The organism is Acuticoccus mangrovi, from assembly GCF_016411865.1.
Taxonomy (GTDB): Bacteria; Pseudomonadota; Alphaproteobacteria; order Rhizobiales; family Amorphaceae; genus Acuticoccus; species Acuticoccus mangrovi.
In genome coordinates this window covers 225,399-243,294 of sequence record NZ_JAEKJA010000005.1, presented here as the reverse complement: position 1 = coordinate 243,294, position 17,896 = coordinate 225,399, and the positions used below count along the sequence as shown (strand labels likewise).

Annotated in this window: 16 protein-coding genes; 8 read left to right on the top strand and 8 right to left on the bottom strand. The window is 69.6% G+C overall.

Going from position 1 to position 17,896, the window contains the following annotated elements:
- Positions 1-105: 105 nt before the first annotated feature.
- The 8 genes from JCR33_RS07835 to JCR33_RS07800 all read right to left on the bottom strand — a co-directional run bounded on the left by JCR33_RS07835 (position 106) and on the right by JCR33_RS07800 (position 7,576).
- The gene (locus tag JCR33_RS07835; RefSeq protein WP_198881471.1) at positions 106-1,032 is read right to left on the bottom strand and encodes a metal ABC transporter substrate-binding protein; all 927 of its coding nucleotides are present in this window, start codon (positions 1,030-1,032) and stop codon (positions 106-108) included.
- Positions 1,032-1,898 (bottom strand): metal ABC transporter permease, encoded by an 867-nt coding sequence (locus JCR33_RS07830; protein WP_198881470.1) that lies wholly within the window; start codon positions 1,896-1,898, stop codon positions 1,032-1,034. Before JCR33_RS07830 ends, JCR33_RS07835 begins: the two co-directional genes overlap by 1 nt.
- Positions 1,898-2,626, bottom strand: a complete 729-nt coding sequence (gene aztA, locus JCR33_RS07825; RefSeq protein WP_332461141.1) for a zinc ABC transporter ATP-binding protein AztA — start codon at positions 2,624-2,626, stop codon at positions 1,898-1,900. The genes JCR33_RS07830 and aztA overlap by 1 nt, the downstream gene beginning before the upstream one ends.
- 528 nt (positions 2,627-3,154) lie before the next feature.
- Positions 3,155-3,772: a LysE family translocator gene (locus JCR33_RS07820; protein ID WP_198881469.1), complete on the bottom strand. Its 618-nt coding sequence runs from the start codon at positions 3,770-3,772 to the stop codon at positions 3,155-3,157.
- A 49-nt stretch (positions 3,773-3,821) separates the two neighbouring features.
- The gene (locus tag JCR33_RS07815) at positions 3,822-4,034 is read right to left on the bottom strand and encodes a hypothetical protein (protein ID WP_198881468.1); all 213 of its coding nucleotides are present in this window, start codon (positions 4,032-4,034) and stop codon (positions 3,822-3,824) included.
- Positions 4,035-4,146: 112 nt separating this feature from the next.
- On the bottom strand, positions 4,147-4,476 hold the full coding sequence (locus JCR33_RS07810) for a hypothetical protein (RefSeq protein WP_198881467.1): 330 nt from the start codon (positions 4,474-4,476) through the stop codon (positions 4,147-4,149).
- Positions 4,473-5,534 carry a class I SAM-dependent methyltransferase gene (locus JCR33_RS07805; protein ID WP_198881466.1) on the bottom strand — a complete coding sequence of 354 codons (1,062 nt, stop codon included), beginning with the start codon at positions 5,532-5,534 and terminating at the stop codon, positions 4,473-4,475. Before JCR33_RS07805 ends, JCR33_RS07810 begins: the two co-directional genes overlap by 4 nt.
- A 35-nt stretch (positions 5,535-5,569) precedes the next feature.
- Positions 5,570-7,576, bottom strand: coding sequence for an oxidoreductase (locus tag JCR33_RS07800; protein ID WP_198881465.1), 2,007 nt, complete (start codon positions 7,574-7,576; stop codon positions 5,570-5,572).
- Between the two features lie 265 nt (positions 7,577-7,841).
- Here JCR33_RS07800 and JCR33_RS07795 point away from each other — a divergent pair, with 265 nt between their 5' ends.
- The 8 genes from JCR33_RS07795 to JCR33_RS07760 all read left to right on the top strand — a co-directional run bounded on the left by JCR33_RS07795 (position 7,842) and on the right by JCR33_RS07760 (position 17,888).
- Positions 7,842-8,591 (top strand): DUF2848 family protein, encoded by a 750-nt coding sequence (locus JCR33_RS07795; protein ID WP_198881464.1) that lies wholly within the window; start codon positions 7,842-7,844, stop codon positions 8,589-8,591.
- Positions 8,592-8,630: 39 nt separating this feature from the next.
- On the top strand, positions 8,631-10,205 hold the full coding sequence (locus JCR33_RS07790) for an ABC transporter substrate-binding protein (RefSeq protein ID WP_198881463.1): 1,575 nt from the start codon (positions 8,631-8,633) through the stop codon (positions 10,203-10,205).
- Between the two features lie 99 nt (positions 10,206-10,304).
- Positions 10,305-11,870: an ABC transporter substrate-binding protein gene (locus tag JCR33_RS07785; RefSeq protein WP_198881462.1), complete on the top strand. Its 1,566-nt coding sequence runs from the start codon at positions 10,305-10,307 to the stop codon at positions 11,868-11,870.
- Between the two features lie 63 nt (positions 11,871-11,933).
- Positions 11,934-12,950 carry an ABC transporter permease gene (locus JCR33_RS07780; protein ID WP_198881461.1) on the top strand — a complete coding sequence of 339 codons (1,017 nt, stop codon included), beginning with the start codon at positions 11,934-11,936 and terminating at the stop codon, positions 12,948-12,950.
- Positions 12,947-13,825: an ABC transporter permease gene (locus JCR33_RS07775; protein WP_198881460.1), complete on the top strand. Its 879-nt coding sequence runs from the start codon at positions 12,947-12,949 to the stop codon at positions 13,823-13,825. Before JCR33_RS07780 ends, JCR33_RS07775 begins: the two co-directional genes overlap by 4 nt.
- Positions 13,825-14,814, top strand: a complete 990-nt coding sequence (locus JCR33_RS07770; RefSeq protein WP_198881459.1) for an ABC transporter ATP-binding protein — start codon at positions 13,825-13,827, stop codon at positions 14,812-14,814. The genes JCR33_RS07775 and JCR33_RS07770 overlap by 1 nt, the downstream gene beginning before the upstream one ends.
- Positions 14,811-15,833, top strand: coding sequence for an ABC transporter ATP-binding protein (locus JCR33_RS07765; protein WP_332461140.1), 1,023 nt, complete (start codon positions 14,811-14,813; stop codon positions 15,831-15,833). The genes JCR33_RS07770 and JCR33_RS07765 overlap by 4 nt, the downstream gene beginning before the upstream one ends.
- A gap of 42 nt (positions 15,834-15,875) precedes the next feature.
- Complete coding sequence (locus JCR33_RS07760; RefSeq protein ID WP_198881458.1) at positions 15,876-17,888, top strand: oxidoreductase; 2,013 nt, start codon at positions 15,876-15,878, stop codon at positions 17,886-17,888.
- Positions 17,889-17,896: the final 8 nt, after the last annotated feature.

The following is a 17,896-nucleotide window of genomic DNA, read 5'->3' as shown; positions in this document are numbered from 1 at the left end:
GCCACCCCTCGCCAAGGAAAGGGCCTGCCGCGGATGCCGCGGCAGGCCCTTTTTCGTCGGCTCCCCGCCCCGAGCGTGGCAGTCGCACCGATCCGGCACGGCGCGTCAGCCGCCGAGCGCGGCCGTCAGCGTGTCGATATTGTGCCGCATCATCTCCAGATAGGTCGGGGCGTCGCCGTCGGGACCGGAGAGGGCGTCGGAGAACAGGCGACCGCCGATCCGCGCATCCGTCTCCGACGCGATCTGACGGATGAGCCGCGCATCGCTGATATTTTCCAGGAACACGGCGCCGATCCCCTCGTCTCGGATCTGGCGAATGAGCGCGGCGACGTCCCTCGCCGAAGGGTCGGCGTCGGTGCTCACCCCTTGGGGGGCGACGAACGCGATGCCGTAGGCGTCCTTAAAATAGCCGAAGGCATCGTGCGAGGTCACCACCGAGCGCCGCTCTGCGGGCAGCGCGGCAATGCGAGCCCTTAGATCGCTCTCGAGCGCCGCGAGCTCCGCCCGGTAGCTGGCCGCGTGTTCCGCATAGGTCGCGGCGCCCTCCGGATCGGCGGCGGCGAGACCCTCGGCGATCGCCGTGACGTAGGCTCGGCCGTTCGCGAGATCCTGCCAGGCATGCGGATCGACCACGCCATGGTCGTGACGATGGCCGGCGTGCGCACCGTCCGCCGCAGCGCCATGGGACGGGTGCTCGCCGTCGATGGGACGCGGCGCGATCTCCTGCGAGGCCACCACCACGCGCCCGTCAAAGCCGGACACGTCGATCAGGCGCTCGATCCAGCCTTCCAGACCGAGACCGTTGACGACCACCACATCGGCATCGCCGAGGGTGCGGGCCTCGATGGGCGTCGGCTGGAACATGTGGGTGTCGCCGTCGGGGCCGACCAGCGTCGTCACCGCGACGCGCTCGCCACCGACCTCCTTCACCATGTCGCCGAGGATCGAGAAGGTCGCGACGACCGACAGGTCCGCCGCCTGCGCCGCGGCCGAGGAGACCGCCAGCGCCGCCGCCAACAGAATGCGTCGCATCAGGCCTCCAGATGCCGGGAGCGCAGCCGATGGCGGGCCACCACGCTGCCTTCCTTGCCGAACACGACCGACACCGTGTAGGCCGCGCCGAGGGCGAGCACGATCGCCGGCCCGGAAGGCAGCCCGAAGTGGAAGGACAGAAGCAGTCCCGCCGCGCTCGCCACCGCCGCGACGGCGACGGCGACCGCCATCATCAGCCCCACCCCCTTCGCCCAGAAGCGGGCGGTCGCGCCGGGCAGCACCATCATGCCCACCGCCATCAAGGTGCCGAGGGCGTGGAAGCCGGCGACGAGGTTGAGCACGGCGAGCCCGAGAAAGGCGAAGTGGGCCGTCGCCGACATGCGGCTGACGGTGCGCAGGAACGAAGGGTCGAGGCACTCCATCACCAGCGGCCGGAAGAGCGCCGCCATCACGAACAGCGAGACCGTCGCTATCGCGCACAACAGGATCAGCGCATCGTCGTTGAGCGCGAGCACGGTGCCGAAGAGAACGTCCATGAGGTCGACGTTGCTGCCGTGTGTCGACACGATGGTGACGCCGAGCGCCAGCGAGATGAGGTAGAAGGCGGCAAGGCTCGCGTCCTCGCGCAGGATGGTGGAGCGGGTGACGAAGCCCGCCGCGAGCGCCACCGTCATACCGGCGACGAGCCCGCCGATCGTCATCGCCGACAGGGAGAGGCCGGCGAAGAGGTAGCCGATCGCCGCGCCCGGCAGGATGGCGTGGGCCATCGCGTCGCCGGTCAGGCTCATCCGCCGCAGCATGAGGAACACGCCGATCGGTGCCGCGCCGAACGAGATGGCGATGCAGCCGACCAGCGCCCGGCGCATGAAGCCGAAGTCGGTAAACGGAGCGAAGAGGAGGTCCATCAGGCCGCCCGTCGGCACACCGGAGCGGCTTCGTCGAACGCCTCGCCGATCGCGCGGGCCCGGCTCAGATTCTCGGTCGACAGGACGGACGCCGTGTCGCCGTGGGCGATGAGCTCGCGGGCGATCAGCATCGTCGTCGGAAAATGGCGGCGCACCTCGTCGAAGCTGTGGAGCACGGCGAGGATGGTGCGCCCCTCCCGGTTCCACTGCGCCAACAGGGCGAGGAGATCGTCCATGGTGCGGCGGTCGACGGCGGCGAACGGCTCGTCGAGCAAGATCAGTGGCGCATTCTGCAGCATGAGGCGGCAGAACAGCACGCGTTGCATCTGGCCGCCGGAGAGCGCGCCGATGGGGCGGCGCTCCAGCCCCTCCAGCCCCACCGCGGCGATCGCATCGGCGACGCGGGCGCGCGCCGCGGCGCCGATCCGGCCGAACGCGCCGACCTCGCGCCACAAGCCCATCGCCACGACGCTCTCCACGTCGACGGGAAAGCTCCGGTCGATCTCGGAAATCTGCGGCAGATAGGCGATCCGCTCGGCGACGCCCTCGATGCGGCCGGTGATGGGCCGTAGCTCGCCCACGATCCCCTTGAGCAGCGTGGACTTGCCGGCGCCGTTGGGGCCGACGATCGCGGTCATCGCCCCCTCCTCCACCCGCGTCGTCAGGTGGTGGATCGCCGGATGGCGATCGTAGCCGAGGGTGAGATTTTCGAAGCGCAACGCGGTCACGACACGGCCCAGGCGAAGAGCAGCCACAAGACGCCGGACGCGACGGCGGCGACGAGCAGGCGCTCGCCGACGCCGACGAGCATCACGGGCGGCAGCCGGCGCATCAACGCCCGCCCGCCCTATGGATGCGCCGCGAGCCGCCGGCCGGCGGAACGAGGGACGCACGCAACGTCTCGGCCAGCATGCCGCTAAGGTCGTGGGTGTCGTGCATCGAACATCTCCGGTCGAAGCCGGTACCGTATAATGTACGCCTCGGGGTGAGACAATCCCGCCCACCCCTTGCCGCGTGATCACCGTCACGCGAGGCTGTTTGCCGCCGATCCGGTGGAATGGATCGCCGCCGCCACCGTTCTTTCTGTTGGGACGGGGCGACACCCTCCCCAACAGGAGGTTGTACGATGCTGATCCGCTGGCCGCTCTTCGTGACGCTCGCCGTCGCCGTGGCCCTCTTCCAGCTGGGGAGCGCGGTCGGCCGGCGGCGTCGGCCCGAGCGCCAGGTCTCTCGCGGCTGCAGCCTCGTGCCGGCGGTCAGCGCTCGGCGAACGCGAGGCGCAGGCCGAGAAGCGTGAACGCCGCGGCGAAGGAACGCTTCAGCCACGCCATGATGCTCGGCCGCGACACCACGAGATCGCGCGCCGCCGCCGCCATCGCCCCGTAGACCGCGAAGACGAGGAAGGTGAGCCCCATGAAGACGGCCGAGTGGACGAGCATCGACACCGTCGGCGTCACGCTGTCGGCGGGCACGAACTGCGGCAGGAAGGCGAGGAAGAACAGCGACAGCTTGGGGTTCAGAATGTTCAGGAGCACGCCGTTCGCGACGATCGCCCGCGCCGAGGCGGGCTGGGCCTCGCGCCCGTCGGGAACCGCGAGCCCGCCGCGCTCGCCGAGCATCCTCACCGCCATATAGAAGAGGTAGATGACCCCGAGGATCTTGATGATCTGGAACGCGGTGGCGCTCGCGTGGAGGACCGCGGCGAGCCCCACGATGCTGGCGAGGATGTGGGGCACGATGCCGAGCGTGCAGCCGAACGCGGCGATCACGCCCGCCCGCAGCCCGCCGGCGATCCCCACCGCGAGCGTGTAGATGACGCCGGTGCCGGGCATCAGAACCACCACCAACGAAGTCAGGATATATGCGACGCTCATGGCCCCACTCCTCTGCGTTGGGCGGAGGGTACGACGGTCCACCCGGGCGTCACAACCGCGTCACCTCGAACCGATAGACGCAGGATCGATGCTCCGAAGTCACGCCATCGCCCCGCGGCGCCTCGTCGTCGCCGCTCTGTTGGCGCTGCTCCTGCCCGCCCCCGTCCTCGCGGGCGCGGCCGACAAGCTCGTGCTGGCGGCCGCCGACGGCACCCGCCTCACCCTCGCCGATGCGATGGGCGGCCGCCCCGCCGTCGTCCACTTCTGGGCGACGTGGTGCGCGCCGTGGGGCGCTGAGCCCCCGCTCGGGGAACGGACGGGCGCCGATGCGGCCGCCCCGATCGGCGGCCGACTTCAAGATGACGGCTGCCGCCCTACTCGCCGGCCATCGCGGCTTGGCGCGGCACGCTCTTCGTCTCCGGCCGCAGCGGCGCGCGGCGATCGCCGTGCTCGGTGAGGACGGTGAACAGGCGGGCGAGCGAATCGTCGAGACCCTCGCGCGCCTTGGCGAGAAAGGCCTCGTCGGTGGCGAGGGCGGCGATGTCGGCCTCGCTCACCACGCCCTTGCGCGTCAGCAGCGTTTCGAGACCGAGCCGGCGCGCCCGCTCCACATGGAGCTGCGCCGCGAGGTCGAACACCAGCTGAGCCAGCCGATCCGTCTCCGGATCGGCGAAGAAGGAGAGTTCCTTCAGCTCGCGGCTCATGCCGGCTTCTCCGCCTCGAGCACCGCCCAGGGGAAGTGCCACTCGCTGCGGGTCGGCCAGGCGAGGCTTTCGAGACGGCCGCCGCCGCGCTCGTCGAAAGCGACCCAGCGGGCGTTGACGAGACCGGCGGCCTCGCACATCGCCAGCGTGTCGGCCGACATCGCGCCGGGCATGAAGGGCTCGTTGTTGCGCGCCCCGTGCTGGGACACCTGGAAATCGCGGAAGGCGTCGCCGGTGTACTGGAAGTCCAGCATGCGCAGCAGGCCGCCGGGCTTCAGGATGCGCGCCGCCTCGGCGATCGTCGCCTCCAGCGCCGGACGGGGCACCTCGTGGAGGAGCATGGTGGAGGTCACGAGGTCGGCGGAGCCGGCTTCGAGGCCGGTCGCCTGGCAGTCGCCCTGGATGAAGCGGATGGCGAGGCCCTGCTCCTCGGCCTTGGCGTGGGCGAGGCGCAGGCACGGGGCGGCGAGGTCGATGCCGATCACCTCCGCCTCGGGGAACGTCTTCTTGAGTGGCCAGGTGGACTTGCCGAAGCCGCAGCCGACGTCGACGAGGCGGGTCGGCGACTTGCCTTCCAGCGGGGCGAGGCAGGTTTCCACGAAGCGGCGGTGGAAGAGATAGTCGTCGTTGCCGCCGAGCATCACGAGCTTGGCGCCGAGCTCGTAGGTGCGGGCCGACATGTCGCTCTGCCACACGCCGCCCGGCTGCACATGGATGTCCCAGTCGGTGTACCAGGTGGGCATGTCGATCTCGGGGTGAAGCTCCAGCGAGCCCTTGGGGGCGGCCGGAAGCTCGATGGCGGGCTCGTCGGCCACGGCCCGCTCCACGGCGCGCCACAGCATCTTCTGCGAGCCGCGCTCCATCCAGGCGAACCAGGGATAGAGGGGCAGCGTCTCGGTGGTCTCGCCGGCGGCGCTGCGCTCGGCAGGAGGCGCGTCGCCGGTGACGGCGTCATACTCTTCCTTGAGCGCCGGATAGAGGCGGTCCGCCCAGCGACGCCGCATGGCGAGGACGAAGTCGATCTCCGCTCTGGTGTCGAGTGCGTGGTGTGTCGCCATGAACAACCTCCTTCTGTCTCGTTTTCCGCCGAGCGCTACAGGGCTCGCGCAGCCTCATGACCTTCGAAAATCGCTTCGAGCGCGGTTCGCGGCGCCTGCGCGTCGCCCACGATGCGGACGGCGAGCGGCAGACCGGCAGCGCGCGCCGCCTCTCGCAGCGTCGGCGCCAGCCCGTCGCGGGGCCGACCATGAGCCGGCGCGACGACAGCATCAACGCCCTCGAGGCGCACCGCATCGCCGGTCGACTGATCGACGAGGTGAGCGACCCCGTCCTCGAACGCCGCGACGGTGTGGAGCCCGATGATCCGCACGCCCTTTTCCTTCAGCCGGTGCCGCATGGCGAAGGAGGAGTAGACCGGGATCGTCCACCCCGGGGTTCCGGTCGGAGCGAGCAGCGTCACCTTGTGTCCCTTGCCCGCGAGCCATTCGGCGACCGACACCACCGACCAGGTGCCGAGGAGATCCTGCAGCACCACGTGATGGCCGAGGTCGGGATCGGCGAGCGCCGCCTCGAGCGTCAGCGCCTGCCCGGCCGAGAGCGCCATCGCCTTCGGCTCGGCGCCCGTCGCGAGGATCACCACCTCGGGCGCCTCGCCGATCAGCGCCTCGACGCTGCCACGCGTCCCCGTGCGCACCTCCACGCCGGCGTCGAGAAGGGCCGCGTCGTGGTAGGAGAGGAAGCGGTCGAAGTCGAAGCGCAACGGCATCGCCGTCACCTTGGCGAGCGTTCCGCCGAGGCTGTCGCCGGCCTCCCAGAGGCTGACGCGGTGGCCGAGCTGTGCCGCGGTCAGCGCCGCCTCCATGCCGCCCGGACCGCCGCCCACGACGATCACACGGCGCCCCTTTTCGGCGGCGACCGGCGGCGCCCAGATCGCCTCGCGGCCCGCCGCCGGGTTGGTCAGGCAGGTGATCGCCAGATTGAGCGAGAGGAAGCCGACGCAGCCCTGATTGCAGCTCACGCAGGGGCGAATCTCGCGCTCTCGCCCCTCGGCCGCCTTCGTCACCACGGCGGGATCGGCGATGTGGGCGCGCGCCATCCCCACCATGTCGGCCTCACCGGCGGCGAGCACCGGCTCCGCGTCGGCGAGATCGCGGAAGCGGCACACGGCGAGAACCGGCGGCGGCGACGGCAGGTGGCCGACCGCCTGCTTGATCGCCGGCGCGAGGTGACGGAACTCGGTGCCGGCAAAGTTCATGTCGGCCATCTGCGTCGAGATCGTGTAGCTGCCGTGATAGGCGGAGTGGCTCACGTTGATGAAGTCGAGCTTCACCGCGCTCGCGAGCGCCACGGCGACCCGCGTCATGTCCTGCAGCGTCAGCCCGCCCGGCAGCAACTCGTCGGCGCTGATGCGGACGCCGAGGGTGGCGTCCTCGCCCATCGCCTCGCGCAGAGCGAAGAGGGTCTCGAGCGGAAAGCGCAGCCGGTTCTCGAGGCTGCCGCCGTAGTCGTCGTCGCGCCCATTGACGGCCGGCGACAGGAATTGCTGCAAGAGATGGCCGTGGGCGAGCTGCAGCTCGATGCCGTCGAGACCGGCGTCGAGGAGATGAAGGGCGGTCACGCGGTGGCCCTCCACCACCTCGGCGATCTCGGCCGCCGTCATCGGATGCGGCGGCGGGGCCGTGGCGGTCCACGGCGTCGGCGACGCGCTCCAGGACGGGGTACGCGTGAAGTTGCCGTCGATGTGACGGCCGAGATGGATGATCTGGCCGAACAGCTTGGCGCCGGCGCCCTGCACGGCCTCGGCGACGCGGGCGAAGGCCGGCACCGCCGCCCGCTCGTAGCCGTTCACCCCCTGGGCGCGGCCGAGCGAGCTTTCGTGCACGCGGATGCCCTCGAAGATGATCAGCCCGACGCCGCCCTCGGCGCGCGCGCGGTGGTACGAAACATGCCTTTCGCTCGGCAGATTGTCGGCACCGAAATTCGTGGTGTGGGCGGGGACGAAGATGCGGTTGCGCAGCGTGTGCCCGCCCACCTCGATCGGAGACAGGGCGCTCGGGTATCGTACGCCACCCGCGACATGCGCTTCGCCAGGATGTGCCATTATTTCAATTCCAGCCATTCTGCGCGTGTTGACTTCCGATGACACATCATCCTAGCCTTGTATCAACAATAGTACAACCTCCACACTGATGGAGGTTGCAGCAGAGGCAGGCGCAGATGGCACACGGCACCGCACCTTCCGAACCGTATCGGGATCCGAGCGGCGTGCTTTTATGCTGTGCTTCGGTTGTGTGCCGCGACTGTGCCGATGTCGCGGGGAGCGCCCGCCTCGCCCGCGATCCCCGACCGCATGGAAACCAGGCCGCATGAGCCGTTCACTCGATCTCACCGCCGTCTCGCGCGACGGCGCCACCGCCCCCCTCCACTTCGACGTCGAGGGGGTTCTCAACATGGGCTCGGCGACGCGCGATGCGGCCGTCGCCAAGAAGCATCAGGACGAGGTTGCGCTCCACGGCATCGCCATCGCCACCCACGTTCCGGCGCCGCGGCTCTACCCGATGGCCGTCGACGGCGTCTCGACCGGCGACCGCGTCGAGGTGCACACCGCCGAAACCTCGGGCGAGGTGGAGATCGTGCTCGTCCTCGCCGACCAGCTCTACGTGGGCGTCGGCTCGGACCACACCGACCGGCTGCTGGAGCGGGCCTCGATCCCCTACTCCAAGCAGGCCTGCGCCAACATTCTGGGAGCGGAGGTCTGGCCCTTCGCGGAGATGGCCGACACCTGGGACCAATGCGTCCTGCGCTCCTGGGTCGACGGCCGGCTCTATCAGGAGGTGGGCGTCGACGCCTTCCTCAAGCCCACCGACGTTCTCGACATCGTCGCCGATCGCGCGCCCGGCTTCCCGACGTCCAACGCGCTGATCTTCTGCGGCACCATCGTCAGCGTCGACAAGCGCCTCGGCTTCGGCGCCCGCTGGGAATTCGAGATCGAAGACCCGGTCGGCGGACGCAAGATTCGGCACGCCTACGACGTCGTCGACATGTTTTCCGCCATCAAGCCTGAGTACCGCGTGCCGGTCCTGACGGGATCCGTCGGGCCGGACGACCTCAAATAGTCGCATCCGACGAGCCACGAGAGGGTTGATGAGATGAAGATGGAGAGACGCTTCCGGTCGCTGGCCTTGGCCACGGCCCTGCTCGGCGCCACGGCGCTGACGGGCCCGGTGACCCCGGCCATGGCCGAAACGCTGGTCATCGCCGCCCCCGCGACGCCGGAGGGCTTCGACGGTGACGCCCTGCGCCCCGGCACGCAGAACGCCGTGACGCAGGTCTATGAAGGTCTGGTGCGCTATGGCCGCACCGAGAAGGACGGCCGTCCCTATCTCGACCCCGCCGTGATCGAGCCGCACCTTGCCGAGAGCTGGACCGTGTCCGACGACGGCCTCACCTGGACCTTCAAGCTCAAGAAGGGCATCAAGAGCCCCTACGGCAACGAGCTGACCGCCGACGACGTGGTCTGGTCGTGGAACAAGTCGTTCGACCAGAAGCGCACCGGCAACTTCATCGCCAAGGTCTCCAACGTGGAGTCCGTGTCGAAGGTGTCCGACGACGAGGTCGCCTTCCACCTCTCCGCCCCGTCCTCGATCTTCCTGTCGGCACTCACCCTCTACGTGCCGGGCATCTACGATTCCACCGAGGTGAAGAAGCACGCCACCACGGACGACCCCTGGGCGCTCGAGTGGCTGGCCACCAACACCGCCGGCTTCGGCCCCTACCAGCTCTCGCAGCTGCGGCCGGACGAGATGGCGGTGTTCACCGCCAACCCCAACTATTTCCGCGATCCGCCCTATTTCGACCGCGTGATCTACCGCGAGGTGCCCTCGGCGGCGAGCCGGGCGACGCTCCTCCTCTCCGGTCAGGTGCAGTGGATCGACCGGCCGGCCGTGCAGCAGGTGATCGACCTCCAGAGCGACAGCCGCGTGAAGGTGGAAGGCTCCCCCGGCCGCGCCATGATGTCGGCCCGCATGAACCCCAAGTACGCGCCGTTCGACAATCCGAAGGTGCGCGAGGCCGTCAACTACGCGATCGACCGCGAAGAGCTGATCGCCTCGGTGCTGCGCGGCACGGGTGACGTGGCGAAGTCGGTGGTGCCGCCCATCGTCGACGGCTACGACCCGTCCTTCTTCAAGTTCAGCTACGATCCGGAGAAGGCGAAGGCGCTGCTCGCCGAGGCCGGCTACCCCGACGGCTTCGAGGTGGAGCTTCTCTATTCCGACCTCTGGTGGTGGCTCGAGCCCTACGCGATCCAGCTCGCCGGCCAGCTCGCCGACGTCGGCATCACCGCCAAGCCGACCCGCATCACCGGCTCCGACATGCGCTCGCGCGGCGCGCCCGGCGTGCAGGACATGCCCTTCTTCGTGTTCGAGGACGGGCCGATCGTGCTCGACCCGGTCTACACCTTCTACCTCCTCGCCCACTCCCAGGGCGTCGCCAACCGCATGGGCTACTCGAACCCCGAGCTCGACGCCCTCATCGACGAGGCACGCCAGACGCTCGACCGCGACAAGCGGATGGAGCTGATGAAGGAGGCGCAGAAGGTCTGGATGGAAGACGCCCCCTGGGTGGTCACCGCCTACCCCGGCATCTTCGAGGCGATGGCGCCGAACATCTCCGGCTGGACGCCTTATCCGGACGATCACGAGCGCTGGTACGACCTGCGCGCCAACTGACGCCGAAGGGGAGTGAGGCCACCCACTCCCCTTCCATCCGTGATCGGGGCGGCCCGCCGCGCCGTCGCACTTCTCGACACACCACCATAGGGGCTCATGATGCGCATCCGCACCGTCTTCCTCGCCGCGACAGCCACGCTGGCGCTGGCCGCCGCCACCCCGGCGCTCGCCGAGACGCTGATCATCGCCGCCCCCGCCGTGCCGGAAGGCTTCGACGGTGACGCGCTTCGCCCCGGCACCCAGAACGTGGTGCCCCAGGTCTACGAGAACCTCACCCGCTACGGCCGCAAGACCGACGAGGACGGCCGCGAGATGCTCGACCCCGCGACGATCGAGGGCAACCTCGCCGAGAGCTGGACGGTATCGGACGACGGCAAACGCTACGTCTTCAAGCTGCGCGAAGGGGTGATGAGCCCCTACGGCAACGAGCTGACCGCCGACGACGTGGTCTGGTCGTGGGAGAAGTCGTTCGACCAGAAGCGCACCGGCAACTTCATCGCCAACGTCTCCAACGTCGAATCCGTCGAGAAGGTGTCGACCTACGAGGTGGCGTTCAACCTCTCCGCCCCCTCCTCCATCTTCCTCAACGCGCTGACGCTCTACGTGCCGGGCATCTACGACACCACCGAGGTGAAGACCCACGCCACCGCGGACGACCCCTGGGCGCTCGAGTGGATGCAGGACCACACCGCAGGCTTCGGCGCCTACACCCTCGATCAGGTCCGCCCGGACGAGATGGCGGTGTTCACCGCCAACCCCAACTATTTCCGTGATCCGCCCTATTTCGACCGCGTGCTCTATCGCGAGGTGCCATCGGCGGCGAGCCGGGCGACGCTCCTCCTCTCCGGCCAGGTGCAGTGGATCGACCGGCCCGACATCGGCCAGATCGTGCAGCTCATGGACGACGAGCGAATCAAGGTGATGGACGCCCCCGGCCAGGCGATGATGGCCGCCTGGATGAACCCCAACTTCAAGCCCTTCGACGACAAGAGAGTGCGGCAGGCGCTCAACTACGCCGTCGACCGGCAGGAGATCATCGATTCGGTTCTGCGCGGCTACGGCGACGTCGCGAAGTCGGTGGTGCCGCTCTTCGTCGACGGCTACGACCCCTCCGCCTTCCACTACGACTACGACCCGGAGAAGGCGAAAGCGCTGCTCGCCGAGGCCGGCTACCCGGACGGCTTCGAGGTCGAGCTTCTCTACTCCGACCTCTGGTGGTGGCTCGAGCCGTTCGTGATCCAGCTCTCCGGCCAGCTCGCCGACGTCGGCGTCACCGCCAAGCCGGTCCGCATCACGGGGTCCGACATGCGCTCGCGCTCGGCGCCGGCCGTCCGCGACATGCCCTTCTTCACCTTCGAGTCGGGTCCGATCGTGCTCGATCCCGGCTACACCCTCTACCTTCTCGCCCACTCAAAGGGCGTCTCGAACCGCGGCGACTACGAAAACGCCGAGTTCGACGCGCTGGTCGAGAAGGCCATCGCCACGCTCGATCGCGACGAGCGGCTCGAGTACGTGAAGCAAGCCCAAGCGATCTGGATGGACGACGCCCCCTGGGTGGTCGCCGCCTACCCCCGCACCTTCGAGGCGATGGCGCCGACGATCTCCGGTTGGGTCTTCCACCCCGACAACCATGAGCGCTGGTACGATCTCAAGTCATCGAAATAACGGAACCCCGCACGTGTCCCTGTTCGACCCGTCACCGTCCGACCCGTCATCGCAGCGCCTGCCATGAAGATCCGCCGCTTTCTCACCCGCCGACTGACGTTCATCATCCCGCTTCTCGTCGGGATCGTGTTCTTCACGTTCATGCTGGTGCGCCTCGGCGGACAGGATCCGGTGGAGATGCTGGCCGGTCCGACCGCGACGCAGGGTCAGATCGACCGCATCGAACAGGAGCTCGGGCTCGACCAGCCGCTGCTCACCCAGTTCGGCATCTACCTGATGAACGTCGCCCAGGGCGATCTCGGCAAAAGCTGGATCTCCACCCGCCCCGTGCTCGACGACATCCTCGCCCGCCTCCCCGTGACGCTGGAGCTGCTCTTCCTCGGCATCGGCCTCGGCGCCCTCGTCGGCATCCCCGCCGGAATGCGCGGGGCGGCCCACCCCAACGGGTGGTTCGACCAGATCGCCCGGGCGATCTCGCTCCTCGGCTTCTCGATCCCCACCTACTGGCTGGGGCTCGTCCTCCTCTTCGTGTTCTTCTACCTCCTCGGCTGGGCGCCGCCCGGGATCGGCCGCATCTCCATGATGGTGATCCCGCCCCCCACCGTGACCGGCTCCTACCTCGTCGACAGCATCATCGCCGGCGACTGGGAGGCGACGCGGTCGGCGCTCGGCCACCTGGTGCTGCCGGTGGTGTCGATCGCCATCATCTCGGCGGCCCCGATCATCAAGCAGACCCGGGCGATCGCGGTGGAGATCTACTCCGGCGACGCGGTGCGCTACGCCAAGGCGTGCGGGCTGCCCGACCGCCAGGTGCGCAAGATCGTGATGCGCAACGCCACGGTGCCCATCCTCACCTTCGTCGGCACCGAGATCACCGGCCTCGTCGGCACGGCCTCGCTCATCGAGTTCGTCTTCGCCTGGGGCGGGCTCGGCCAGTACGGGCTCAACGCCATCGTCAACGGCGACTTCGCTGCGGTGCAGGGCTACGTGCTCGCCCTCGCCCTCTTCTCCGTCGTCGTCTTCCTGGTGGTCGACCTCCTCGTCGTCCTTCTCGAGCCGCGCAACGTGGATGCGACATGACCGATACCGCAGTCGCGACGCCCCGCCGACGCAACGTCCTCACCTCCCGCATCAAGGGGCTCGCCCGGCGCAGCCCCACCGCCGCCGTGGGCTTCGCCATCGTCGGCCTGTTCGCGCTCGGCGGCATCTTCGCCCCGTTGATCACGCCCTACGACCCGGTCCACTCCTTCCCGCGCGAGATCCTCGTCGACCCCGGCTCCACCTTCTGGTTCGGCACCGACGGCAACGGGATGGACATCTTCTCCCGCGTGATCTTCGGCGCGCGCTACGCCTTCGCGATCGCCGTACCGGCGGTGCTCCTGTCGCTCGTCATCGGCGTGCCGCTCGGCCTCTGGGTCGGCTATGTCGGGGGCGCGCTCGACGAGGTCACGATGCGCGTCCTCGATGCGCTGCGCGTGTTCCCCTCGATCATCCTGGCGCTCGCCGTGGTGGCCGCCGCCGGGCCGTCGGTGCTCAACGTGGTGCTCGTGATCGGCGTGCTCGACAGCCCGATCTTCGCCCGCGTGGTGCGCGCTGAGGTGCTCGCGCTGCGCTCCTCCACCATGGTCGAGGCGGCGAAGGCGGCGGGCAATCCCACCTGGCGCATCGTGATGGTGCATCTCCTGCCGAACGCCATCCAGGGCGCGATGGCGCAGTCGGCCGTGCGCGCCGCCTGGGCGATCCGCATCTCCGCCGCGCTCGCCTTCCTCGGCGTCGGCATCCAGGTGCCGACGCCCGAATGGGGCGTGATGATCCGCCAGGGCGCCGAGTTCATGGTGACCGGCCAGTGGTGGGTCGCCCTCTTCCCCGGGGTCGCGCTGATGATTCTGATGCTCGGCCTCAACATGCTCGGAGACGGCATGCAGGACCTCCTCAACCCGCGGCGGAGGGGCTGATGACCCTCCTTGCGATCGACAATCTCGAGACCGACTTCGTCTCCCGCACGCTCGACGACGAGATCCGCGTCGCCCACGCCCTCAACAAGGTGTCCTTCGAGGTGAACCGGGGCGAGATCGTCGGCCTGGTGGGCGAGACGGGGGCGGGCAAGTCGCTCACCGCCCAGTCGGTTCTCGGCCTGCTGCGCGCCCCGGCCCGCGTCGTCGGCGGCGAGGCGGTGTTCGACGGGCGCGATCTCCTGACGCTGCCGCCCGCCGAGATGAACGAGCTGCGCGGCTACGAGATCGGCCTCGTGGTGCAGAACCCGCGCACCTCGCTGGACCCGCTGTGCCGCATCGGCGACCAGCTCGTGCGGATGCAGCGCGCCCACCGGCCGGTGAACGGCCGCGTCGCGCGCAAGAAGGCCGTCGACATGCTCGCGGCCGTCGGCATTCCCGAACCGGAGCGGCGCATGCGGGCGTGGCCGCACGAGCTCTCCGGCGGGATGGCGCAGCGCGTCTTGATGGCGATGGCGCTCATCAACGAGCCGCGACTCCTGATCGCCGACGAGCCCACCACCGGGCTCGACGTGACGGTGCAGGCGGCGATCCTCGACCTCCTGCGCCAGATCGTGCTGGAGCGCTCCATGGGAGCGTTGATCATCACCCACGATCTCGGCGTGGTGGCGCACTATTGCGAGCGGGTGGCGGTGATGTTCGCCGGCTCCATCGTGGAGGAGGGCACGGTGGACGCCGTGTTCGAGACGCCGTCGCACCCCTATACGCGCGCCCTCCTCTCGGCGACGCCGGAGCGGCTGAAGCTCGGCTCCGGCCGGCAGCTCGGCGGGCCCCCGCCGGACCTCTACAACCTCCCGATCGGCTGCCACTATCGCGACCGCTGCGAGCGCGTGCGCGACATCTGCACCACGCCGCCGCCCGCCACCGACCTCGGCGAGGGCCACCGCGTCCAGTGCCACTTTGCCAAAGACCTCGAGGGGCAGCCCCTGTGAACGCCATCGGCGACACCGACCAGACGACCGCGACGCCCCTCGCCGAGCGTCGGCCGATCCTCACCGCGCGCGACCTCGTGAAGGAGTTCGACGTCGGCGGCGCCACGCTGCACGCCGTCAACGACGTCAACTTCACTATCCGCCAGGGCGAGATCGTGGGAATGGTGGGTGAGAGCGGGTCGGGCAAGTCCACCATCGGCCGCCTCGTCCTGTCGCTGCTGAAGCAGACCTCGGGCGACGTGACGTTCGACGGCGAAAACCTCGCCAGTCTCTCCGACAAGGCGCTCCGGGCGCTCCGCGCGCGCATGCAGATCGTGTTTCAGGATCCCTGGAGCGCGCTCAACCCGCGCATGTCGGTGGGGCGGCAGATCGGCGAGCCGCTGCTCCTGCACACCAATCTCAGCCGGAGCGAGCGGCGCCAGCGGGTGGAGCGGCTCGCCGAGCGGGTGCGCCTGCCGGCGAAGTTTCTCAGCCGCACGCCGGCCGAGCTCTCGGGCGGCCAGCTCCAGCGCGTCTGCATCGCCCGTGCCATCGCCACCGAGCCGGAGCTCGTGGTGCTCGACGAGCCGACGAGTTCGCTCGACCTCTCGGTGCGCGCGGGCATCCTGGAGCTTCTCGCCGAACTGCGGCGCGAGCTCGGCGTCGCGATGCTCTTCATCTCCCACGATCTCGGCACGGTGAAACTGATCTCCGACCGGATCATCGTGCTCTATCTCGGCACCATCGTGGAGGAGGGTCCGGCCAGCCTCGTGTTCGGCGCCCCGGCCCACCCTTACACCCAGGCGCTGATGTCGGCGCACCTGCCGCCGAACCCGAGGGCTCCCCTCAAGCGCCACGTGCTCGAAGGCGAGGTGCCCTCCCCGATCAACCTGCCGAAGGGCTGTCGCTTCGCGAGCCGCTGCCCCGTGGCCCTGCCCGAATGCAGCGACAGCCTGCCCCCGCTCGTCGCGACCGGCGAGGAGGATCGACGCGCCGCCTGCATCCGGATCGCCGACGGCGGCAATCGGCTGAACCTCTAATCGGCGACCCGGTCGCCGCAGCGCAGAACCAGAAAGACGTCCGTGAACGCTCACGCACCGACCGTCTCCTACGAGACCCTTCTGAGCCCCGTCACGGTCGGGCCGCGGACGCTGCGCAACCGCGTTTGGATGCTCGCCCACGCGACGCTGCTCGTGAAGGATCACCTCTTCACCGACAGCCACGTCGCCTACTACGTGGAGCGCGCCAAGGGCGGCGTCGCGGCGATCACCATGGAGGCGATGGCCGTCCATCCCACCACCCAGCCCTACAAGGGCAAGGCGTTCGCCTTCGACGAGCGCATGGTGGAGCAATATCGCAAGATCGCCGGGCCGGTGCAGGCCGAGGGCTCGCTCCTCCTGATGCAGCCGTGGCATCGCGGCCGGCAGACCAATTCGGTCGCGAACGGCCTGCCCGTCTGGTCGCCGTCGGCGATCCCCTGCGCCGTCTACCGCGAGATGCCGCACGTGATGACGGCGAAGGACATCGACGACATCGTCAAGGGCTACCGCCTGTCGGCGCGCTACGCCAAGGAAGGCGGGCTCGACGGGGTGGAGGTGGCCGGCCTCGCCCACGGCTACCTCATCCAGCAATTCCTCTCCCCCGCCATCAACAACCGCACTGACGCCTTCGGCGGCTCCGTCGAGAATCGCCTCCGGATCGTGGAGGAGATCCTCGCCGCGACGCGCGAGGAGGTCGGCGCCGACATGATCGTCGGCATCCGCATGAACGGCGACGACGGCCACGAGGGCGGCCTTCGCCCCGACGACTGGGCCGACATCGCCGCCCGCCTCGAGGCGACGGGGATGGTGGACTACTTCTCGGTGTCGCAAGGCACCTACATCAACCGCATGCTCATCTACCCGACGAGCCCGGAGATCCACGGCTTCCAGCTCCCCGCCACGGCGAAGATCGCCGATGCGGTGACGGTGCCGGTCATCGGCGGCGGGCGGATCGTGACCCACGCCGAGGCGGAAGGCTTCCTCGCCGAGGGCAAATGCGAGATCGTCGGCCTCGCGCGCCAGCTCATCGCCGACCCGGCGTGGGTGCGCAAGGCGGAGACGGCGGCCGAGCCGATCCGCCCCTGCGTCGGCGCCAACTGGTGCATGTCGTCGATCTTCGCCCAGGCCCCCATCGCCTGCATCCACAACCCGGCCGCCGGCGCCGAGACCGAGCTGTCCGACACACTCCTCGAGGTCGCCGACGTCCCCCGCCGGGTCGCGGTGGTGGGGGGCGGCCCCGCCGGCCTGCGCGCCGCCCTCACCGCGGCACGGCGCGGCCACGAGGTGACGCTGTTCGAGGCGCGGAGCCGGCTCGGCGGACAGGTGCGCCTGTGGGCGGAGGCCGACAGCCGCCGCGAGCTGGTCGAGATCGTCGACTGGATGATCGACCGCCTCGCCGAGACGAGCGCGACAGTGCGGCTCGATACCCGGATCGGCGCGGCCGAGCTGCGCGAGATGGGCTTCGACGCCGTCGTCGTGGCGAGCGGCGCGGTGGGCCTCAAGCACGGCTGGACGCCGTTGCGGCCGGGGCGGTGGATCGACGGCTCGGCGGTGCCCGGCGCCGACCAGCCCCACGTCTACTCCTATATCGAGCTGTTGGAGACACGGCCACGGCTTCCCGACAGCGTCGTCGTGTTCGACGCGCTCGGCGGCCGGCAGGGTGCCGTCGTCGCCGAATATTGCTCCCGTGTGGGGGCGGCGGTCACCTTCGCCACCCAGCTCGGCCAGGCCTCGCCCGACCTCGCCGCGAGCCGCGACTGGGGCAAGGTGCACAAGATGCTGCGCACCCTCGGCGTGCGCTTCGTGCCCGACGTAGAGCTCGCCGCGATCGGCGCGACCACCGCCACGCTGCGCGACGTCTACACCGGCGAAGCGACCGACGTGCCCGCCGGCGCCGTCGTGATGATGGTCGGCGCGGCGGCCGCCGACGAGGTGTTCCACGCCCTCGACGCCGACCGCGGCTCCCTATCCCTCCATCTCGTGGGCGACGCGATGTCCCCGCGGCGCGTCAACGACGCCATCCGCGAGGCCGAGATCGCCGCCCGCGCGATCTGACCTCCCCC